We start from the raw sequence: 16,104 nt of genomic DNA, 5'->3' as shown, positions 1-16,104 counted from the left end.
CAGTTACCAGCCACCGGACGCACCGCCGCCGCCGAAGCCGCCACCGCCGCCGCCAAAACCACCGCCCCCGCCGAAGCCGCCGCCGGAACGCCCGCCACCGCCGAGTACGCTGCCGAGGATCGCCCCGCTGAGCACCGAGCGGCCGCCGCCGCGCCCGCCCCTTCCGCCGCCGCCACGCAACATCAGCATGACGATGACGAACAGGACGAAGAACGCGAACCCCGGCAGGCGCTGCTCGGAATGGCCGGCGGAGGACGACGCCGGCTGCGCCAGGGGGTCGCCACCAAGGACCTGGATGATCGCGCCCGTGCCCTCGCGGATGCCGCCGGCGAAGTCGCCTCGGCGAAACGCCGGGAGGATCACGCTGTTGATGATGATCGACGCCTGCGCGTCCGTCAGCCGGTCCTCGAGGCCGTAGCCGACCTCGATGCGCACCTTGCGCTCGTCACGCGCGACGATCAGCAGTGCCCCGTTGTCCTTGCCCTTCTGGCCGATGCCCCAGTGGCGGCCGAGCTGGTAGCCGTAATCCTCGATCGCATTGCCCTGCAGGTTCGCCAGGGTGACCACCACGACCTGTTCGCCGCTGGCCTGTTCGTGCGCTTCGAGCATCTGCGTCAGCTGCGCGCGGGTCTGCGCGTCGAGCAGGCTGGCCTGGTCGACCACCCGCCCGCTGAGCGCGGGAAACTCCACGGCCTGCGCCAGCAGCGCGCAGGCGCCGAGCAGCAGCGCAAGCGCCGGACGCAGCCATGGCTTCATTGAAAGTTCACGCTCGGCGCCTGCTCGGCGTTCGGCGCGGTGGCCTTGAAGTTCTCGCGCACCTGCATGTCGCGGTACAGGGTCATCTGCCAGAGACGGCCAGGGAAGGTACGGATTTCGGTGTTGTAGCGCTCCACCGCGGCGATGAAGTCGCGACGCGCCACGGCGATGCGGTTTTCCGTGCCTTCGAGCTGCGACTGCAGGGCGAGGAAGTTCTGGTTCGATTTCAGGTCCGGGTAACGCTCGGAGACCACCATCAGCCGGCTCAACGCACCGCTGAGCTGTTGCTGCGCCTGGTCGAACTGCTGCAGTTTCTGCGGATCGTCGAGGGTGCTGGCGTCGACCTGGATCGAGGTCGCCTTGGCCCGCGCCTCGATCACCCGGGTCAGGGTCTCCTGTTCCTGCTTGGCATAGCCCTTGACCGTCTCAACCAGGTTGGGGATCAGGTCGGCGCGGCGTTGGTACTGGTTTTCCACCTGCGCCCAGGCGGCTTTCACCTGTTCGTCGTACTGCGGGATGTTGTTCACCCCGCACCCCGTCAGCAGGCTGCCGAGCAGAAGGAGGAAGGTCAGCCGGAGGCTGTTGGAAAAAGTCCGCATGGGGTGTAGCTCCTTGGGCATGGAAGTCGGGGTATCCCTTAGAAGCGATGCACCCGTGCGAGTTCAGGGGGCGCCGCTCAGTGCGACTACCTTACGCCAATCCGCCGAAGAGGGACGAAGCCCTGCCCGGACCGCCGGTACGGCGTGCACCTGAACGTTGTCCGCAGCGCGGCAATCGAATGCAGTGAAGCCACTCACGGCTTCATTGCGAGGTAGTCATGAACACTAACGAACAGAATCCCGAAACGGTCGAAAAGCCTGCCGAGGAAGGCGATTTCAGCCGCGATCCGGGTATCGAAAACACCCCGGACCAGCAGCGCCCCCACGACCCGGAAACCGAGGTCAGCCCGGACGATCCGGACATAGCGGGCAAAGACGCCTCCGGGCAGCCCAGCTAAGCCTCATCGCCCACCGAAGCCCGGCGAGTCCGGGCTTTTTCATGCCCGGCGAAAGACGTGGACCTCAAAAAGCCGGTATCGCGGCGGGCGGCTGGTACAACGGATGTTCCGTGCATGAAGGTCGCGACGACTGACATGTGGCGCCGGCCGGCCACCGGTCACCTGGAGCGCCCGGTGCCGATGGGCGGGCTAGCCTTTCGAGACATCCGGGCGACATCGGGCGATTTTGCCGGTCCCATGCCTGCCCGCCGGAGGTTTCGGCGAACCGTGCCAGCGCGCCTCCTCGCGCCGGCCAACACGAGAAAGGAGCAATCATGAGCGACGCACAATCCCCGACCCTGCCCGAGGGCATGAAACCCTGCAGCATGTACCGCATCCAGGACCCGGCCGACGGCAGCTACTGGGACGGCCACTTCCTCGGCGGAATCTTCTACGAGAACTATAAGCAGATGGGCCGCATCACCGGCGACACCTTCTTCTACGACGGCAAGGACGCGGACGGCCAGTTGTCCTTCCGCGACGGCATCGCCGGCAACTTCAGAGGACTGAAACTGGAGTTGCGTGGCGGTATGGTGTTTCTCGATCTGGTCGAGGTGGTCTGAGGCTCCGCGTCGACGCGGGGCATGAGGCCGGGTCCGCGCGATCCGGCCCGTGCGGTCCGCTCAGTCGTCGCGGGTCAGCACTTCCAGCAGCTCGATCTCGAACTGCAGGTTGGCGTTCGGCGGGATGCGCTCACCGACCTGCCGTTCGCCATAGGCCAGGTGAGCCGGCACCCGCAGACGGCGCTTGCCGCCGACCCGCATGCCCATCAGGCCCAGGTCCCAGCCCTTGATCACCCTCCCGGTGCCGATCACGCACTGGAACGGCCTGCCTTTCTCGTAGGATGAATCGAAGGTCGTGCCGTCTTCCAGCACGCCGTGGTACTGGGTGGTGATCAAGGCGCCCTTGACCACCGCCTTGCCCTCGCCGACTACCAGGTCGATCACCTGCAGTTCGTCGCACATCGTTTCTCTCCTTCCTCTGCCCGGTCGAATAGCCAGCGCCCCGCGAGCCGCTCTGGCACGCGCGCAAGCGCCGGGACGCCATTCGAACACAGCGCGCCAATCGCCGCTGCCTCCTCGCTCGATCCCCCGCCATCCGTGGCCTGCAGGGCTTCATCCGATGACCGGTTAGCACTCGAACGGTCGTGTGAGGTTCTCAGATCTATAGTCGCGTTAGTCACGGCCCGGTTTGGGTTGGGGAGGGGAGGGGGAACTCTATGCTTCTGGACTTCATACGCAACGCTGCCCTCTTGCTGGCGCTGTGCTGGCTGCAATCGCGCATCTGGCAGCACTGGGGACATCGGGTGGTCTGGTCGCAGTTGGTGCTGGGGACGGTCTTCGGGCTGATCTGCGTGGCCAGCATGGCCGACCCCATCGAACTGGGCCACGGCATCATCGTCGACGCGCGGCTGGCGCTGGTGAGCGTGGCCGGCCTGCTCGGCGGGCCGCTGGTGGCGCTCATGTCCGCCGTCATCGCCGGCTGCTACCGGCTGTGGATCGGCGGAGTCGGCGCCTATCCCGGCGTGGTCAGCATCCTCCTGGCCGCCCTGATGGGTCTGGTCTACCGGCATGCCTCGGAGTCCGGGCGAATCACCCAGGGCAGCACGCAATTGCTGGTCTTCGGCCTGCTGGTGCACGCCGTCAGCCTGTTGATGCTCAGCCAGTTCCAGGGAGCGCTGGAGGTGTCCTTCAGCGAAACGGCGGTGGCGATGATGATCACCATGCCGCCCACCACCCTGCTGCTGGTCGCCCTGCTGCGCGGCCAGCAGCGTCGCAACGAGACCGAGCATGCCCTGCGCGACAGCGAGGCCCGGCTGAGCGCCATCACCCACGCGATTCCGGACCTGCTCTTCGTGGTCGACGAGGACGGGCGTTACCGGGAAGTGATCTCCCCGTCCCGGCACCATGTCGATCCCGAGGACAGCAGTAAGATCGGCCAGTTGATCAGCGATGTGCTGCCCAAGCCGCAGGCCGAGCGGCTGATCGCCTGGATCGCCCAGGCGCTGGAGAGCGCGGTGCCGCAGGCCATCGAGTACAGCCTGGAGGAAGGCGGCCGAAAGCGAAGCTTCGAGGCCCGCGCGCAAGCCATCGACAGGCCGCTGTTCGAAAAGCGCGCCGTGGTGATGGTCACCCGCGACGTCACTGCGCGCCGCGAGAGCGAGCAGCAGATCCGCCAGCTGGCCTTCTACGACGCCCTTACCGGCCTGCCGAACCGGCGCTACTTCGTCGAGCGCCTGCGCGTGGACCAAGCCGCGTGCACCCGCACCGGGCAGCACGGCGCACTGCTGTTCATCGACCTCGACAACTTCAAGACCATCAACGACTTATACGGCCATGAGGCCGGCGACCAGGTGCTGATCACCGTTGCGCAGCGGCTCAAGCGGATCGTCCGCACCACCGACACGGTATCGCGGCTGGGCGGCGACGAATTCGTCATCCTCCTCGAGGGCCTCGCCCACACGCCGCAGGAAGCCGCGCGCCAGGCCGGCCATGTCGGCCAGCAGGCGCTGGAGACGCTGCGCGAACCCTACGACCTGGAGCAGGGTCAGCACTGCATCAGCGGCAGCGTCGGCATCGTCCTGTTCAACCACAAACACAGCGGCAACGAATTGCTGCAGTGGGCGGACCTGTCGATGTACTCGGCCAAGGCCAACGGCAAGAACGCCCTGCGCTTCTTCGACCCTACCATGCAGGTGGTCATCTCCTCGCGCCTGCGCCTGGAGGAGCAGATTCGCGAGGGCATCTGCCGCGAGGAATTCCGCGTCTTCTATCAACTGCAATGGAGCGATGAGAAAGGCGTGATGGGCGTCGAGGCGCTGCTGCGCTGGCAGCATCCGCAATGGGGCCTGGTGGCGCCCGACCGCTTTTTGCAGGTCGCCGCCGTTGCCGGACTCCTTCCGGAACTCGACCGCTGGTTGCTCAAGCGCGTGTGCAGCCAACTGGTGAAGTGGCAGCAGGAGCCCCGGCTCGCCGGCCTGCCGGTGTCGGTGAACATCTGTGCGATCCACCTGCACCAGACCAACTTCGTGCCCAAGGTGCTGGAGATCATCCGCAGCAGCGGCGTCGACCCGCACCGGGTGAAACTGGAGCTGACCGAATCGGTGCTGATCGTCGACCTGGACCAGGCGCGCCTGCACATCGCCTCGCTGCAGCGCGAGGGCATCCGCTTCGCCCTGGACGACTTCGGCACCGGCTGCTCGTCGCTCAACTACCTCCAGCAGTTGCCGCTGGACCAGTTGAAGATCGACCAGACCTTCGTCCAGCGCCTGCCCAGCGCCGCCAGCATCGCGATCATCCAGGCGATCAGCAAGATGGCGGAAACCTTCGGCTTCGAGCTGATCGCCGAGGGCGTGGAGAGCGAATCGCAGCGCCAGTTGCTGGCGGAGAACGGTTGCTCGAATTACCAGGGCTTCCTGTTCGGCAAGGCGCTGCCCGCCGACGAACTCACCCAGATGGTCAAGGGCTACGCCTGATCCGCGGGCCCGGCGGGGGGCTCGGCGAATTCGGCGCGGTCGCGGCCATTCTGCTTGGCGCGGTAGAGCAGCCGGTCGATACGGCCGATGAAGTCCAGCGCCAGCTCGGCAGAGCGCGGCACGACTGTCCCGCCGCCCAGGCTCACGGTGACCAGCGGCGAGATCGGCGAACGCTCGTGGGGAATGCGGCAGGTGCGGATCAGCAGCCGGCACCGTTCGGCGATCTGCCGCGCGGCGACCTCGTCGGTTTCCGGCAGCAGCAGGATGAACTCCTCGCCGCCGAAACGTGCGAGGAAATCCCGCGGCCGGTTCGCCGCCTGGGTCAGCGCCTGGGCCACGGCCCGCAGGCAGTCGTCGCCGCCGATATGCCCGTAGTGGTCGTTGTACTGCTTGAAATAGTCGATATCCAGCAGGATCACCGACAGCGGCAAGCCGCTGCGCTGGGCGCTCGCCCATTCGCAGGCGAGGGTCTGGTCGAGCAGGCGACGGTTCGCCAGCCCGGTGAGGCCGTCCTGAAACGACAGTACCTGCAGCTCCTTCTGCAGCTGCAGCAGCCGGTCCTCGGCCTTCTTGCGCTCGCTGATGTCGAACATGAAGCCGACCAGCGCCTCGACCTCGTCGTCCTTGCGCACCACATGCACCACGTCGCGAATCCACACGTAGCCGCCATCGGCGGTGAGCGCGCGGTAGTCGGCCTCGTGGTCGATGCCGGACTGCGATTGCGACACGCAAAAATTCACCACGTAGTCGCGGTCTTCCGGATGCATCCGCGCCACCCAGTCGTCCACGCCGACCCAGCTCTCCTGCGTCCAGCCCAGCAGCGTTTCGATCTGCGGGCCAATGTAGGAGAAGGTCATGGTCTTCCAGTCGATCTTCCAGGGAATGGCCCGGGTCGACTCCAGCAGCGTCTTGTACACCGCGCTGTCGGTTTCCATCTCACGCCTGGCGTTTGGGATCGTACTCATGACTTCGCACTGCTCCACGGAGGACGGCCGCTACGCGCCCAGGGCGGTAGCCGAGTGCCATCATACGAAATAGAAAGGCGCTTGCCGCTCCTGCCGACGGAAAAGTTGTTGCGAACGCGCCGTGGAGCGCTCGCGAGCGGGCTTCACCTTCTCCAACGAACCGGGACGGTTTCCAGGACGCGAAGGCGTCAGGAAAGCCAGCCGAGCATCGAGAACCATAGGAAGTCCAGCGGCACCAGCAGCACGAAGGTCAGCGCCGCCAGCGCCAGGCACAGGCGCAGGGCGTGGCGCAGCGGCACCTTGCCCAGGGCCATCGCGACGATGATCGGCGGCGCCTGGTACGGCAGCAGCGGCGTGGCGAAGCCGATCACCTGGATCATCAGCACGCCGAGCAGCGGGAAGCCGGAGGCGTCTACCAGCGACTGCGCCATGGGCGTGAACATCGCCGGCACGCCGTTGGCGGTGACCACGAAATTCAGCACGCTCGACAGCCCGACGATGGACAGGAAACTGCGCAGCGGCGTGGCGGGGTCCAGCGGCAGCCAGGCCAGCAGCGCGTCGCCGATCATCCGTCCCAGGCCGCTCTGCCCGACCAGCGCGGCGAGGCCGAGAATCGCCGCCACGTAGAGCGCAGTGCGGTGGTTGACCTTGCTGCCGAACGCCTCGGCGCTGACGAAGCCGATCCGCGGCAACAGGCAGAAGCACGCCGCCAGCAGACCGATCCAGGCAGGCGAGATACCGTGCAGCGAATCGCTGACCCAGAGCCCGACGGTGATCGCCAGCAGCAGCGCCAGGCGTTTCTCGTCGCGGCTCAGCGGCGGCCCGGCCTCGGGCTCCACGCGCCGGTCGAGGCGGTCGGCGAACAGCACGCAGACGCAGCCGCCCAGCGCCAGCGCCTTGAGCACACCGAGCACCGGCCCGTGCAGCATCAGGTAGGACAGGTAGGAGAGGTGAAGGCCGTAGCCGCTCTCGATGGCACCGACCATCACCAGGTTCGGCACGTTCGCCGGCAGGATGCTGCAGGACAGCTGGAAGGTCGCGACGCCCACCGCCAACGCCAGGCCGAGCCGCCCGCGTCGCCCTTCGACGAGACCGGTGCGATCGGCCAGCGCCAGCACGATCGGCATCAGCAGCGCGATCCGCCCCATGCTCGACGGCATGACCAGCGCCAGCGCGTAGCACAGGCCGATCACGCCGAAGACCATCCGCACGTAGGAGCCGGACAGCCGCGAGGCCAGCGCTCGGGCGCAGCGGTCGGCGAGTCCCGTCTGCTGGATCGCCAGGCCGAGCACGAAACCGCTGAGCACCAGCCAGAAGGCGCCAGAGGCGAAACCGGAGAAGATCAGCCCCGGCGGCGCCAGTTGCAGCAGCATCGCGGCGGCGAAGAACAGCAGCGCGGTGAGGTATTCGGGCAGTTTCGCCGTGGCCCAGAGGCCGATGGTCAGCGCCACCACGGCGGCAGTGAGCAAAAGCTGGATATCCATGTACGTTCTCTTGTTATGGGGCCGGGAGCCCTCCCGGCAGCGCAGCAGTCTGCCCGGCGAAACCGCGCGTTTCCACTACCACGTGCCGGGCGCGGCGCTTATTCTCCCCGCCCATGATCGATCTGCTCGCCACCCCGGCCCCTGCCACCCTCGCCGACCTGCTCGCCAGCCTGGAGCAGATCGCACCGCTGTTCGATGCGCTGCCCGGCGTGGTGTTCTTCGTCAAGGACGCCCAGGCGCGCTATGCGCTGGTCAACCAGACGCTGGCCCAGCGCTGCGGATTCAAGGACAAGGCGGCCTTGCTCGGGCGTACCGCCGAAGAGGTCTTCCCGGCGCGTTTCGGGCCGCTGTACACCGAGCAGGATCGCCGCGTGCTGGCCAGCGGCGGGCAACTGGCCGACCAGCTGGAGCTGCACCTTTACTACGGTAACCAGCCCACCTGGTGCCTGACCCACAAGCTGGCGCTGCGCGATCGCGAGGGCGCGGTGATCGGCGTCGCCGGCATCTCCCGCGACCTGCAGCTGCCGCAGTCGACCCACCCGGCCTACGGGAGGCTGGCGGCGGTGGACGCCCACATCCGCGAACATTTCGCCAGGCCGATCAGCCTGGCCGAGCTCACCGCCATCGCCGGGCTCTCGGTGGCCCAGCTGGAACGCCACTGCAAGCGCATCTTCCAGCTCACCCCGCGGCAGATGATCCACAAGGCGCGCCTGGGCGAAGCCTCGCGGCTGCTGCAGCAGGACCTGTCGATCACCGAGATCGCGCTGCGCTGCGGCTACACCGACCACAGCGCCTTCAGCCGCCAGTTCCGCGCCCTGACCGGCTTCTCCCCCAGCCAGTACCGCGACTCGCATCGCTGATACCGGCGCTCCCCGCCTACCCGGGGTGTTCCCTCTTGGGGCATCGCCCCTCGCATTGCTCCCTTATGTAACACGCCCGAGCCAATCGATTTAGCGCCGTTCATGTGCTCGAAATCCCTTTTGCCGCGGCAGCGCTGGCCCATGGGCGCGTGCTGGGCACCGACGGAAAAGCCGGCATATCCGTTGCATATTAAATATCGTATACGAAATTACCTAACCGGCTTCACACCCTTCGTCTTCCATTCACAACGAGGCACCTATGAAAAACCCCGCTTTTGCCGTAGCCCTCAGCGCTGTAATGACTACCTGCGTGATCGGCAACGCCCAGGCCGACAAGCTCGACGACATCATCGAGTCCGGCAAGCCGCGTTGCGCCGTCACCCTGGACTTCCCGCCGATGGGCTTCCGCGACGACAAGAACGCCCCGGCCGGCTTCGACGTCGACTACTGCAACGACCTGGCGAAAGTCCTCGGCGTCGAGGCGGAAGTCGTCGAAACTCCCTTCCCCGACCGCATCCCCGCGCTGGTTTCCGGGCGTGCCGACGTGATCGTCGCCTCCACCTCGGACACCCTGGAGCGCGCCAAGACGGTCGCCATGAGCGTGCCGTACTTCGCCTTCCAGATGGTCGTGCTGACCCGTGAAGACACCGGCATCAACAGCTTCGACGACCTCAAGGGCAAACCCGTCGGCAACACCAGCGGCACCTTCGAGGCGATCGCCCTCGAGAAGTCCGTGAAGGACTGGGGCAACGGCAGCTTCCGCGCCTACCAGACCCAGAACGACACCATCCTCGCCGTTGCCCAGGGCCACATCGACGCCACCGTGGTGACCAACACCGTCGCCGCCTCGACCCTCAAGTCCGGCAAGTACAAGGGCCTGAAAGTCGCCGGCGACGCGCCCTACGTGATCGATTACGTCTCGCTAGCGGCCAAGCGCAACGAGTACGGCCTGATCCACTACCTGAACCTGTTCGTCAACCAGCAGGTTCGTACCGGTCGCTACGCCGAGCTGTACGAGAAGTGGGTCGGCGGCAAGCCGGTCAACCTGACCGTACCGGGCGTCTACTACTGAGTCCGCGCTATAGGCGGAGCTTCACGTAGGGTGCGCCGCGCGCACTGCCCGCTCCGAGGCAGCGCGGCGCATCGCACGACCCACGGTGCGCAGGGCGCACCCCACTTTCATGGGAACGACTTCATGCCTGACGTATCGCTAAGCGGCCGCGCCCTGGTGGCCGGATCGGCGCAAGGCGAGCTGCTGCATGCCGATCTCGGCCTGAGTTTCTGGGGCGGCATCGACCCGTTCAGCGGCGAAGTCATCGATCGCCACCACCCGCTCAGCGGCGCCATCGTCACCGACCGCGTGCTGGCGATTCCCAGCGGTCGCGGCTCCTGCACCGGCAGCAGCGTGATGCTGGAACTGATCCTCAACGGCCACGCTCCGGCAGCGCTGCTGCTGGAACAGGTCGACGACATTCTCACCCTCGGCGTCCTGATCGCCGAGCAGATGTTCGGCCGCTCGATCCCGGTGGTCGCCCTTGGCCGCGAAGCCTTCGCCGCGCTTCGCGAGGCGCGCCACGTGCGGGTGTCGGGCAACCGGGTCGACGGTTTCGCCAGCGCACCTGCCGCGCTCGACGGTGCGCCGGTATGCGTCGTCGCCGAGGCGCCGTGCCTGACGCTCAGCGCGCAGGACCGCGAAATGCTCGACGGCATCCACGGCAGGGCCGCGCAGGTGGCCATGGGCATCATCGTGCGAATGGCCGAACTGCAGGGCGCCAACACGCTGCTGGACATCACCCAGGCGCACATCGACGGCTGCATCTACACCGGCCCGGCCTGCCTGCGCTTCGCCCGCCAACTGGTGGAATGGGGCGCCCAGGTGAAGGTGCCGACCACGCTCAACGCGATCTCGGTGGACAAGCGCCGCTGGCGCGAGCAGGGCATCGACGCCGCCTTCGGCGAGCCCGCAGCCGCGCTCGGCGATGCCTACCTGGAGATGGGCGCGCAGGTCAGCTTCACCTGCGCGCCCTACCTGCTGGACAGCGCGCCGCGCCTCGGCGAGCAGATCGTCTGGGCCGAATCCAACGCGGTGGTCTACGCCAACAGCGTGCTCGGCGCACGCACCCTGAAGTACCCCGACTACCTGGACATCTGCATTGCCCTGACCGGCCGCGCGCCGCTCAGCGGCTGCCACTTGCCGGGCCAGCGCCACGCCAGCCTGCGCATCGAGCTGCCGGCGCTGGATGAGCTGGACGATGCCTTCTACCCGCTTCTCGGCTACCACGTCGGCCTGCTCTGCGGCAGCGAGATCCCGGTGATCTGCGGCCTGGAGCACGCACAGCCGGACCTCGACGACCTGAAAGCCTTCGGCGCCGCCTTCGCCACCACCTCGGCCGCGCCGATGTTCCACATCGCCGGGGTGACGCCGGAAGCGCCCAGCGCCGAACGGGCCCTGGGCGGCCAGGCGCCGGCACGGCTGCTGCGCGTCAGCGCCATGGACCTGCTGGAAAGCTGGTGGGAGTTGAACAGCGCCGAGGAACCGCGGGTCGACCTGGTCTCGCTGGGCAACCCGCACTTCTCCTTCAGCGAATGCGCGCGCCTCGCCGCGCTCTGCGCCGGCCGTCGCAAGCATGCCGACACCGCGCTGGTGATCACCTGCGGCCGGACGATCCACGAACGCGCCCGCGACGCCGGCCACGTCGCCACGCTGGAGGCCTTCGGCGCGCAGTTCGTCACCGACACCTGCTGGTGCATGCTCGGCGAACCGGTGATTCCGCCGGCCGCGCGCACCCTGATGACCAATTCGGGCAAGTACGCCCACTACGCACCGGGGCTGGTCGGCCGTCGGGTGCATTTCGGCAGCCTCGCCGAATGCGTCGACGCCGCCTGCAGCGGGCGCGCCAGCGGGCGTTTGCCAGCCTGGCTGCAGCTCGGCGAAGCCACGGAGGAACCCGCCCATGTTTGACTACACCTTCCACTGGCGCGCCGCCTACAAGGCGCTGCCGGACATGCTCGCCGGCGCCTGGGTGACCTTCGAGACCGCCGCCCTGTCGATGGTCTTCGGCGTGATCATCGCGCTGCTGCTGACGCTGATGCGCCAGGGCCGGAACCCGGTGCTGCGCGGCTTCGCCGCGACCTGGATCTCCATCGCGCGCAATACGCCGTCGCTGTTCCAGATCTACATCCTCTACTTCGGCCTGGGTTCCTTCGGCCTGCACGTCAGCTCCTGGTTCGCCCTGCTCGCGGGGATCACCTTCAACAACGCCGGCTACCTCGCGGAGAACTTCCGCGGCGGCCTCAAGGCGGTGCCCGATACCCAGCTGCGCGCCGCGCGCTCGCTGGGCATGAGCGCGGCCCAGGCGTACCGGCTGATCGTGGTGCCGCAACTGCTGCGGATCGTTTTCTACCCGCTGACCAACCAGATGGTCTGGGCGGTGTTGATGACCTCGCTGGGGGTGATCGTTGGGCTGAACAACGACCTCACCGGCGTGACCCAGGACTACAACGTGAAGACCTTCCGCACCTTCGAGTTCTTCGCCCTGGCCGCGGTGCTCTATTACCTGATCGCCAAGGCGATCGTGGCGGTCGCCCGGATACTGTCCTGGCGCCTGTTCCGCTATTGAGAGGCTGACCATGTTCTCCACCAGCTTCACCTGGAACGACTTCCTGTTCCTCCTCCAGGGCGCCTGGATCACCCTGCTGCTGACCCTCGGCGCGATGGTCATCGGCACCGTCGCCGGTGTGCTCTGCGGCCTGCTCCGCGCGCTGCTGCCAAGGGCCACGCTGCCGCTGTCCTGGCTGCTCGACGTCTTCCGCAGCGTGCCGCTGCTGATCCAGTTCGTGCTGTTCAACTCGCTCAAGAGCATCGCCGGGCTGAACTGGAGCGCCTTCACCGTCGCCTGCATCGTGCTCGGCATCTATGCCACGGCGTTCTGCACCGAGATCGTCCGCAGCGGCGTGCTGGCGGTGCCCTTCAATCTGCGCCGCGCCAGCCGCTCGCTGGGCCTCAGCTACCTGCAGGACCTGCGCTACATCGTCCTGCCGATCGCCACCCGCGTGGCCTTTCCCGGCTGGCTGAACCTGGTGCTGTCGGTGATGAAGGACACCGCGCTGGTGATGTGGATCGGCATCGTCGAACTGCTGCGCGCCTCGCAGACCATCGTCACGCGCATTCAGGAGCCGCTGCTGGTGCTGTGCATCGCGGGACTCATCTACTACGTCATGAGCCTGGTGGTCGCCCGCCTGGGCGCCCGGCTGGAAACAAGGTGGCAGGAAAATGATTGAGATCGACAACGTACACAAATCCTTCGGCGAGCTGGACGTGATCAAGGGCGTCAGCCTGACGGTAAACAAGGGCGAGGTGGTCTCGATCATCGGCGGCTCGGGCTCCGGCAAGTCGACCCTGCTGATGTGCATCAACGGCCTGGAGTCGATCAAGAGCGGCAGCATCCGCGTCGACGGCACCGAGGTCCACGCGCCCGGCACCGACATCAACAAGCTGCGGCAGAAGATAGGCATCGTCTTCCAGCAGTGGAACGCCTTCCCGCACCTGACCGTGCTCGAGAACGTCATGCTGGCGCCGCGCAAGGTGCTCGGCCGGAGCAAGCAGGACGCCGAGGAAATGGCGGTGAAGCAGCTCACCCACGTCGGCCTCGCGGACAAGCTAAAAGTGTTCCCCGGCAAGCTTTCCGGCGGCCAGCAGCAGCGCATGGCGATCGCCCGCGCGCTGGCCATGTCGCCGGACTACATGCTGTTCGACGAAGCCACCTCGGCGCTCGACCCGCAGTTGGTTGGCGAGGTACTCGACACCATGCGCCTGCTCGCCGAGGAAGGCATGACCATGGTCCTGGTGACCCACGAAATCCGCTTCGCCCGCGACGTCTCCGACCGCGTGGCGTTCTTCCGCAACGGCCTCGTGCACGAGATCGGCACGCCCGATCAGGTGATCGGCAACCCGCAGAAGCCGGAAACCATCGACTTCCTCAAGTCGATCAACTAAAGAGGGACCGGACAATGCGCTCGAGCAAGGTCATCCACGTGGTCAGCTGCCACGCCGAAGGCGAAGTGGGCGACGTGATCGTCGGCGGCGTCGCGCCGCCTCCCGGCGATACGCTGTGGGAACAGTCGCGCTGGATCGCGAATGACGACGTCCTGCGCAACTTCGTACTCAACGAGCCGCGCGGCGGGGTGTTCCGCCACGTCAACCTGCTGGTGCCGGCGAAGAACCCGAAGGCGCAGATGGGCTGGATCATCATGGAGCCGGCCGACGTGCCGCCGATGTCCGGCTCCAACTCGCTGTGCGTGGCCACCGTGCTGCTCGACAGCGGCATCCTGCCGATGAGCGAACCGCAGACCCGGCTGACCCTGGAGGCGCCGGGCGGTCTGGTGGAGGTCATCGCCGACTGCCGCGACGGCAAGGCCGAACGGGTCGAGGTGAAGAACGTGCCGTCGTTCGTCGACAGGCTGGATGCCTGGATCGAGGTGGACGGCATCGGCTCGATTCCCGTCGACACCGCCTACGGCGGCGACAGCTTCGCCATCGTCGATGCGCGGCGCCTGGGCTTCTCGCTGAGCGCCGATGAGGCTGCCGACCTGGTCGCGGTGGGCCTGAAGATCACCCAGGCGGCCAACCAGCAGCTCGGTTTCGTGCACCCGCTGAACCCGGACTGGGGACATATCTCGTTCTGCCAGATCGCCGCCCCGGTGGAGTACGTCAACGGCGTCGCCAGCGCCGCCAACGCGGTGGTCATCCGCCCCGGCAAGATCGACCGTTCGCCCTGCGGCACCGGGTGTTCGGCGCGCATGGCGGTGCTGCATGCCAGGGGCCAGCTGAAGGTCGGCGAGCGCTTCGTCGGCCGCTCGATCATCGGCTCGGAATTCCATTGCCGGATCGACTCGCTGACCGAAGTGGCCGGTCGCCCGGCGATCTATCCCTGCCTCTCGGGACGCGCCTGGATCACCGGCACCCACCAGCACCTGCTGGACCCGGGCGATCCCTGGCCGACCGGATACCGGCTTTCCGATACCTGGCCGGTGGAATTGAAGATCTAGAAAAAACGCCGGTGCGTGGAGTGTGCCCAAGGGCACGCCATCGACCGGCGCGGAACGATTGCCAGGCCATCAGGAGCGACACCCCTGGCAATCTTTCAAACGCATTTGCAACACCCGCTCCGGCCGTCGGAGCGAAAAGAAAAGCGTGGCAAATCATTGCCCTTCAATTATCGTATACGAAATACATTTAGCACCCGGAGACAGGTCCCATGAGCAGAGCGGTCAACTGGAGCGGCGTTTTCCCCGCTGTCACCACCCAATTCAACGACGATTTCTCGATCAACCTCGAGGAGACCCACAAGGTCATTTCCAACGTGATCCGCGACGGCGTCTCCGGCCTGGTGGTCTGCGGTTCGGTGGGTGAAAACACCTCGCTGAGCGCCGAAGAGAAGATCGCCGTCACCGAAGTCGCGGTCGACGCCGCCAAGGGCCGTGTGCCGGTGATCTGCGGCGTCGCCGAGTTCACCAGCGTGGCCGCGGCCAAGACCGCCAACCTGGTGCGCAAGGCCGGCGTCGACGGCGTCATGCTGATGCCGGCGCTGGTGTACGGCTCCAAGCCCTACGAAACCGCCGAGCACTACCGCTACGTGGCGAAGAACGCCGACGTGCCGCTGATGGTTTACAACAACCCGCCGATCTACAAGAACGACGTCACCCCGGACATCCTCATTTCCCTGGCCGACTGCGACAACGTCGTCTGCTTCAAGGATTCCTCCGGCGACACCCGCCGCTTCATCGACGTGCGCAACGAAGTCGGCGACCGCTTCATCCTCTTCGCCGGCCTCGACGACGTGGTACTGGAAAGCCTGGCCGTCGGTGCCGAGGGCTGGGTGTCGGGCATGTCCAATGTGTTCCCCAAGGAAGGCGAAACCATCTTCCGCCTGTGCAAGGCCGGCCGTTTCGCGGAAGCCATGCCGATCTACGAATGGCTGATGCCGATCCTCCACCTCGACGCGCGCGCCGACCTCGTGCAGTGCATCAAGCTCTGCGAAGCCATCGCCGGACGCGGCGGCGAACTGACCCGTCCGCCGCGCCTGCTGCTGCGCGGTGAAGACCGCGCCCACGTCGAGGCCATCATGGCCAAGGCCCTGGCGAACCGCCCCCAGTTGCCGGACGTCGGTCTGTAAGCTACGCCCGCCCCCGCACGGCCATATCGCCGCTCCCACGCTCGGGGGCCGGCTATGGCCGTTTTTCATTTCCAGCACGGGAGAAACCAACATGCAGATACTCGGACAGAACTACATCAACGGCGCGCGCAGCGCCCTGGGCGACGTCGTCGTGCACAGCCTCGACGCCAGCACCGGCGAGAAGCTGCCCTACGACTTTCACCAGGCCACGCTTGGCGAGGTCGACGCCGCCGCCAAGGCCGCCGCAGCCGCCTATCCGACCTACCGCACGCTGTCGGCGGCCAGACGCGCCGATTTCCTCGACGCCATCGCCGCCGAGATCGATGCGCTGGGCGATGACTTCGTCGCCCTGG

General features: G+C 66.8%; 17 protein-coding genes. 12 read left to right on the top strand and 5 right to left on the bottom strand.

Translation table 11 applies throughout. The features are described from left to right. Positions 1-3: 3 nt before the first annotated feature. A complete protein-coding gene (locus QMX85_RS17880) occupies positions 4-756 on the bottom strand; it encodes a TPM domain-containing protein (protein ID WP_282343113.1) in 753 nt (250 codons plus the stop codon). After that, positions 753-1,355: a LemA family protein gene (locus QMX85_RS17875; protein ID WP_282343112.1), complete on the bottom strand. Its 603-nt coding sequence runs from the start codon at positions 1,353-1,355 to the stop codon at positions 753-755. The genes QMX85_RS17880 and QMX85_RS17875 overlap by 4 nt, the downstream gene beginning before the upstream one ends. Before the next feature lie 218 nt (positions 1,356-1,573). Between QMX85_RS17875 and QMX85_RS17870 the strand changes: the two genes are divergently transcribed. Both QMX85_RS17870 and QMX85_RS17865 read left to right on the top strand, forming a co-directional pair. Further along, a complete protein-coding gene (locus tag QMX85_RS17870) occupies positions 1,574-1,753 on the top strand; it encodes a hypothetical protein (RefSeq protein ID WP_282343110.1) in 180 nt (59 codons plus the stop codon). Between the two features lie 314 nt (positions 1,754-2,067). Next, positions 2,068-2,355 carry a hypothetical protein gene (locus tag QMX85_RS17865; protein WP_282343108.1) on the top strand — a complete coding sequence of 96 codons (288 nt, stop codon included), beginning with the start codon at positions 2,068-2,070 and terminating at the stop codon, positions 2,353-2,355. A gap of 60 nt (positions 2,356-2,415) precedes the next feature. Here QMX85_RS17865 and QMX85_RS17860 read toward each other — a convergent pair whose 3' ends face one another. Further along, on the bottom strand, positions 2,416-2,757 hold the full coding sequence (locus QMX85_RS17860) for an FKBP-type peptidyl-prolyl cis-trans isomerase (RefSeq protein ID WP_282343106.1): 342 nt from the start codon (positions 2,755-2,757) through the stop codon (positions 2,416-2,418). 254 nt (positions 2,758-3,011) lie between these two features. Between QMX85_RS17860 and QMX85_RS17855 the strand changes: the two genes are divergently transcribed. Then, positions 3,012-5,267 carry an EAL domain-containing protein gene (locus QMX85_RS17855; RefSeq protein WP_282343105.1) on the top strand — a complete coding sequence of 752 codons (2,256 nt, stop codon included), beginning with the start codon at positions 3,012-3,014 and terminating at the stop codon, positions 5,265-5,267. Here QMX85_RS17855 and QMX85_RS17850 read toward each other — a convergent pair. Beyond that, on the bottom strand, positions 5,258-6,232 hold the full coding sequence (locus QMX85_RS17850; protein ID WP_282343104.1) for a sensor domain-containing diguanylate cyclase: 975 nt from the start codon (positions 6,230-6,232) through the stop codon (positions 5,258-5,260). The genes QMX85_RS17855 and QMX85_RS17850 overlap by 10 nt on opposite strands. Positions 6,233-6,420: 188 nt before the next feature. Next, positions 6,421-7,716, bottom strand: a complete 1,296-nt coding sequence (locus QMX85_RS17845; RefSeq protein ID WP_282343103.1) for an SLC13 family permease — start codon at positions 7,714-7,716, stop codon at positions 6,421-6,423. 113 nt (positions 7,717-7,829) lie between these two features. Between QMX85_RS17845 and QMX85_RS17840 the strand changes: the two genes are divergently transcribed. The 9 genes from QMX85_RS17840 to QMX85_RS17800 all read left to right on the top strand — a co-directional run. After that, positions 7,830-8,576 carry an AraC family transcriptional regulator gene (locus tag QMX85_RS17840; RefSeq protein WP_282343101.1) on the top strand — a complete coding sequence of 249 codons (747 nt, stop codon included), beginning with the start codon at positions 7,830-7,832 and terminating at the stop codon, positions 8,574-8,576. A 259-nt stretch (positions 8,577-8,835) separates the two neighbouring features. Continuing rightward, the gene (locus tag QMX85_RS17835; protein ID WP_282343097.1) at positions 8,836-9,648 is read left to right on the top strand and encodes a transporter substrate-binding domain-containing protein; all 813 of its coding nucleotides are present in this window, start codon (positions 8,836-8,838) and stop codon (positions 9,646-9,648) included. A gap of 123 nt (positions 9,649-9,771) precedes the next feature. Then, positions 9,772-11,538, top strand: a complete 1,767-nt coding sequence (locus QMX85_RS17830; RefSeq protein ID WP_282343096.1) for an aconitase family protein — start codon at positions 9,772-9,774, stop codon at positions 11,536-11,538. Continuing rightward, positions 11,531-12,196, top strand: coding sequence for an amino acid ABC transporter permease (locus tag QMX85_RS17825; RefSeq protein ID WP_090228702.1), 666 nt, complete (start codon positions 11,531-11,533; stop codon positions 12,194-12,196). The genes QMX85_RS17830 and QMX85_RS17825 overlap by 8 nt, the downstream gene beginning before the upstream one ends. 10 nt (positions 12,197-12,206) lie before the next feature. After that, on the top strand, positions 12,207-12,857 hold the full coding sequence (locus tag QMX85_RS17820; RefSeq protein WP_282343094.1) for an amino acid ABC transporter permease: 651 nt from the start codon (positions 12,207-12,209) through the stop codon (positions 12,855-12,857). After that, positions 12,850-13,572, top strand: coding sequence for an amino acid ABC transporter ATP-binding protein (locus QMX85_RS17815; protein ID WP_282343092.1), 723 nt, complete (start codon positions 12,850-12,852; stop codon positions 13,570-13,572). Before QMX85_RS17820 ends, QMX85_RS17815 begins: the two co-directional genes overlap by 8 nt. 14 nt (positions 13,573-13,586) lie before the next feature. Next, positions 13,587-14,624, top strand: coding sequence for a proline racemase family protein (locus tag QMX85_RS17810; protein WP_282343090.1), 1,038 nt, complete (start codon positions 13,587-13,589; stop codon positions 14,622-14,624). Between the two features lie 209 nt (positions 14,625-14,833). Continuing rightward, positions 14,834-15,751, top strand: coding sequence for a dihydrodipicolinate synthase family protein (locus QMX85_RS17805; RefSeq protein ID WP_090228712.1), 918 nt, complete (start codon positions 14,834-14,836; stop codon positions 15,749-15,751). Positions 15,752-15,842: 91 nt separating this feature from the next. Then, the coding region (locus QMX85_RS17800; RefSeq protein WP_282343087.1) for an aldehyde dehydrogenase family protein at positions 15,843-16,104 on the top strand (262 nt) is incomplete at its 3' end.

The organism is Pseudomonas sp. PS02288 (assembly GCF_029959715.1).
GTDB lineage: Bacteria > Pseudomonadota > Gammaproteobacteria > Pseudomonadales > Pseudomonadaceae > Pseudomonas_O > Pseudomonas_O kuykendallii.
The sequence above is the reverse complement of the archived record's forward strand: the minus strand, read 5'-3'. Positions and strand labels throughout refer to the sequence as shown.

Excerpts from the sequence above, each read along its gene's own strand:
- QMX85_RS17880 (WP_282343113.1), bottom strand. The coding sequence starts at position 756 with ATGAAGCCATGGCTGCGTCCGGCGCTTGCGCTGCTGCTCGGCGCCTGC.
- QMX85_RS17875 (WP_282343112.1), bottom strand. The coding sequence starts at position 1,355 with ATGCGGACTTTTTCCAACAGCCTCCGGCTGACCTTCCTCCTTCTGCTC.
- QMX85_RS17870 (WP_282343110.1), top strand. The coding sequence starts at position 1,574 with ATGAACACTAACGAACAGAATCCCGAAACGGTCGAAAAGCCTGCCGAG.
- QMX85_RS17865 (WP_282343108.1), top strand. The coding sequence starts at position 2,068 with ATGAGCGACGCACAATCCCCGACCCTGCCCGAGGGCATGAAACCCTGC.
- QMX85_RS17860 (WP_282343106.1), bottom strand. The coding sequence starts at position 2,757 with ATGTGCGACGAACTGCAGGTGATCGACCTGGTAGTCGGCGAGGGCAAG.
- QMX85_RS17855 (WP_282343105.1), top strand. The coding sequence starts at position 3,012 with ATGCTTCTGGACTTCATACGCAACGCTGCCCTCTTGCTGGCGCTGTGC.
- QMX85_RS17850 (WP_282343104.1), bottom strand. The coding sequence starts at position 6,232 with ATGAGTACGATCCCAAACGCCAGGCGTGAGATGGAAACCGACAGCGCG.
- QMX85_RS17845 (WP_282343103.1), bottom strand. The coding sequence starts at position 7,716 with ATGGATATCCAGCTTTTGCTCACTGCCGCCGTGGTGGCGCTGACCATC.
- QMX85_RS17840 (WP_282343101.1), top strand. The coding sequence starts at position 7,830 with ATGATCGATCTGCTCGCCACCCCGGCCCCTGCCACCCTCGCCGACCTG.
- QMX85_RS17835 (WP_282343097.1), top strand. The coding sequence starts at position 8,836 with ATGAAAAACCCCGCTTTTGCCGTAGCCCTCAGCGCTGTAATGACTACC.
- QMX85_RS17830 (WP_282343096.1), top strand. The coding sequence starts at position 9,772 with ATGCCTGACGTATCGCTAAGCGGCCGCGCCCTGGTGGCCGGATCGGCG.
- QMX85_RS17825 (WP_090228702.1), top strand. The coding sequence starts at position 11,531 with ATGTTTGACTACACCTTCCACTGGCGCGCCGCCTACAAGGCGCTGCCG.
- QMX85_RS17820 (WP_282343094.1), top strand. The coding sequence starts at position 12,207 with ATGTTCTCCACCAGCTTCACCTGGAACGACTTCCTGTTCCTCCTCCAG.
- QMX85_RS17815 (WP_282343092.1), top strand. The coding sequence starts at position 12,850 with ATGATTGAGATCGACAACGTACACAAATCCTTCGGCGAGCTGGACGTG.
- QMX85_RS17810 (WP_282343090.1), top strand. The coding sequence starts at position 13,587 with ATGCGCTCGAGCAAGGTCATCCACGTGGTCAGCTGCCACGCCGAAGGC.
- QMX85_RS17805 (WP_090228712.1), top strand. The coding sequence starts at position 14,834 with ATGAGCAGAGCGGTCAACTGGAGCGGCGTTTTCCCCGCTGTCACCACC.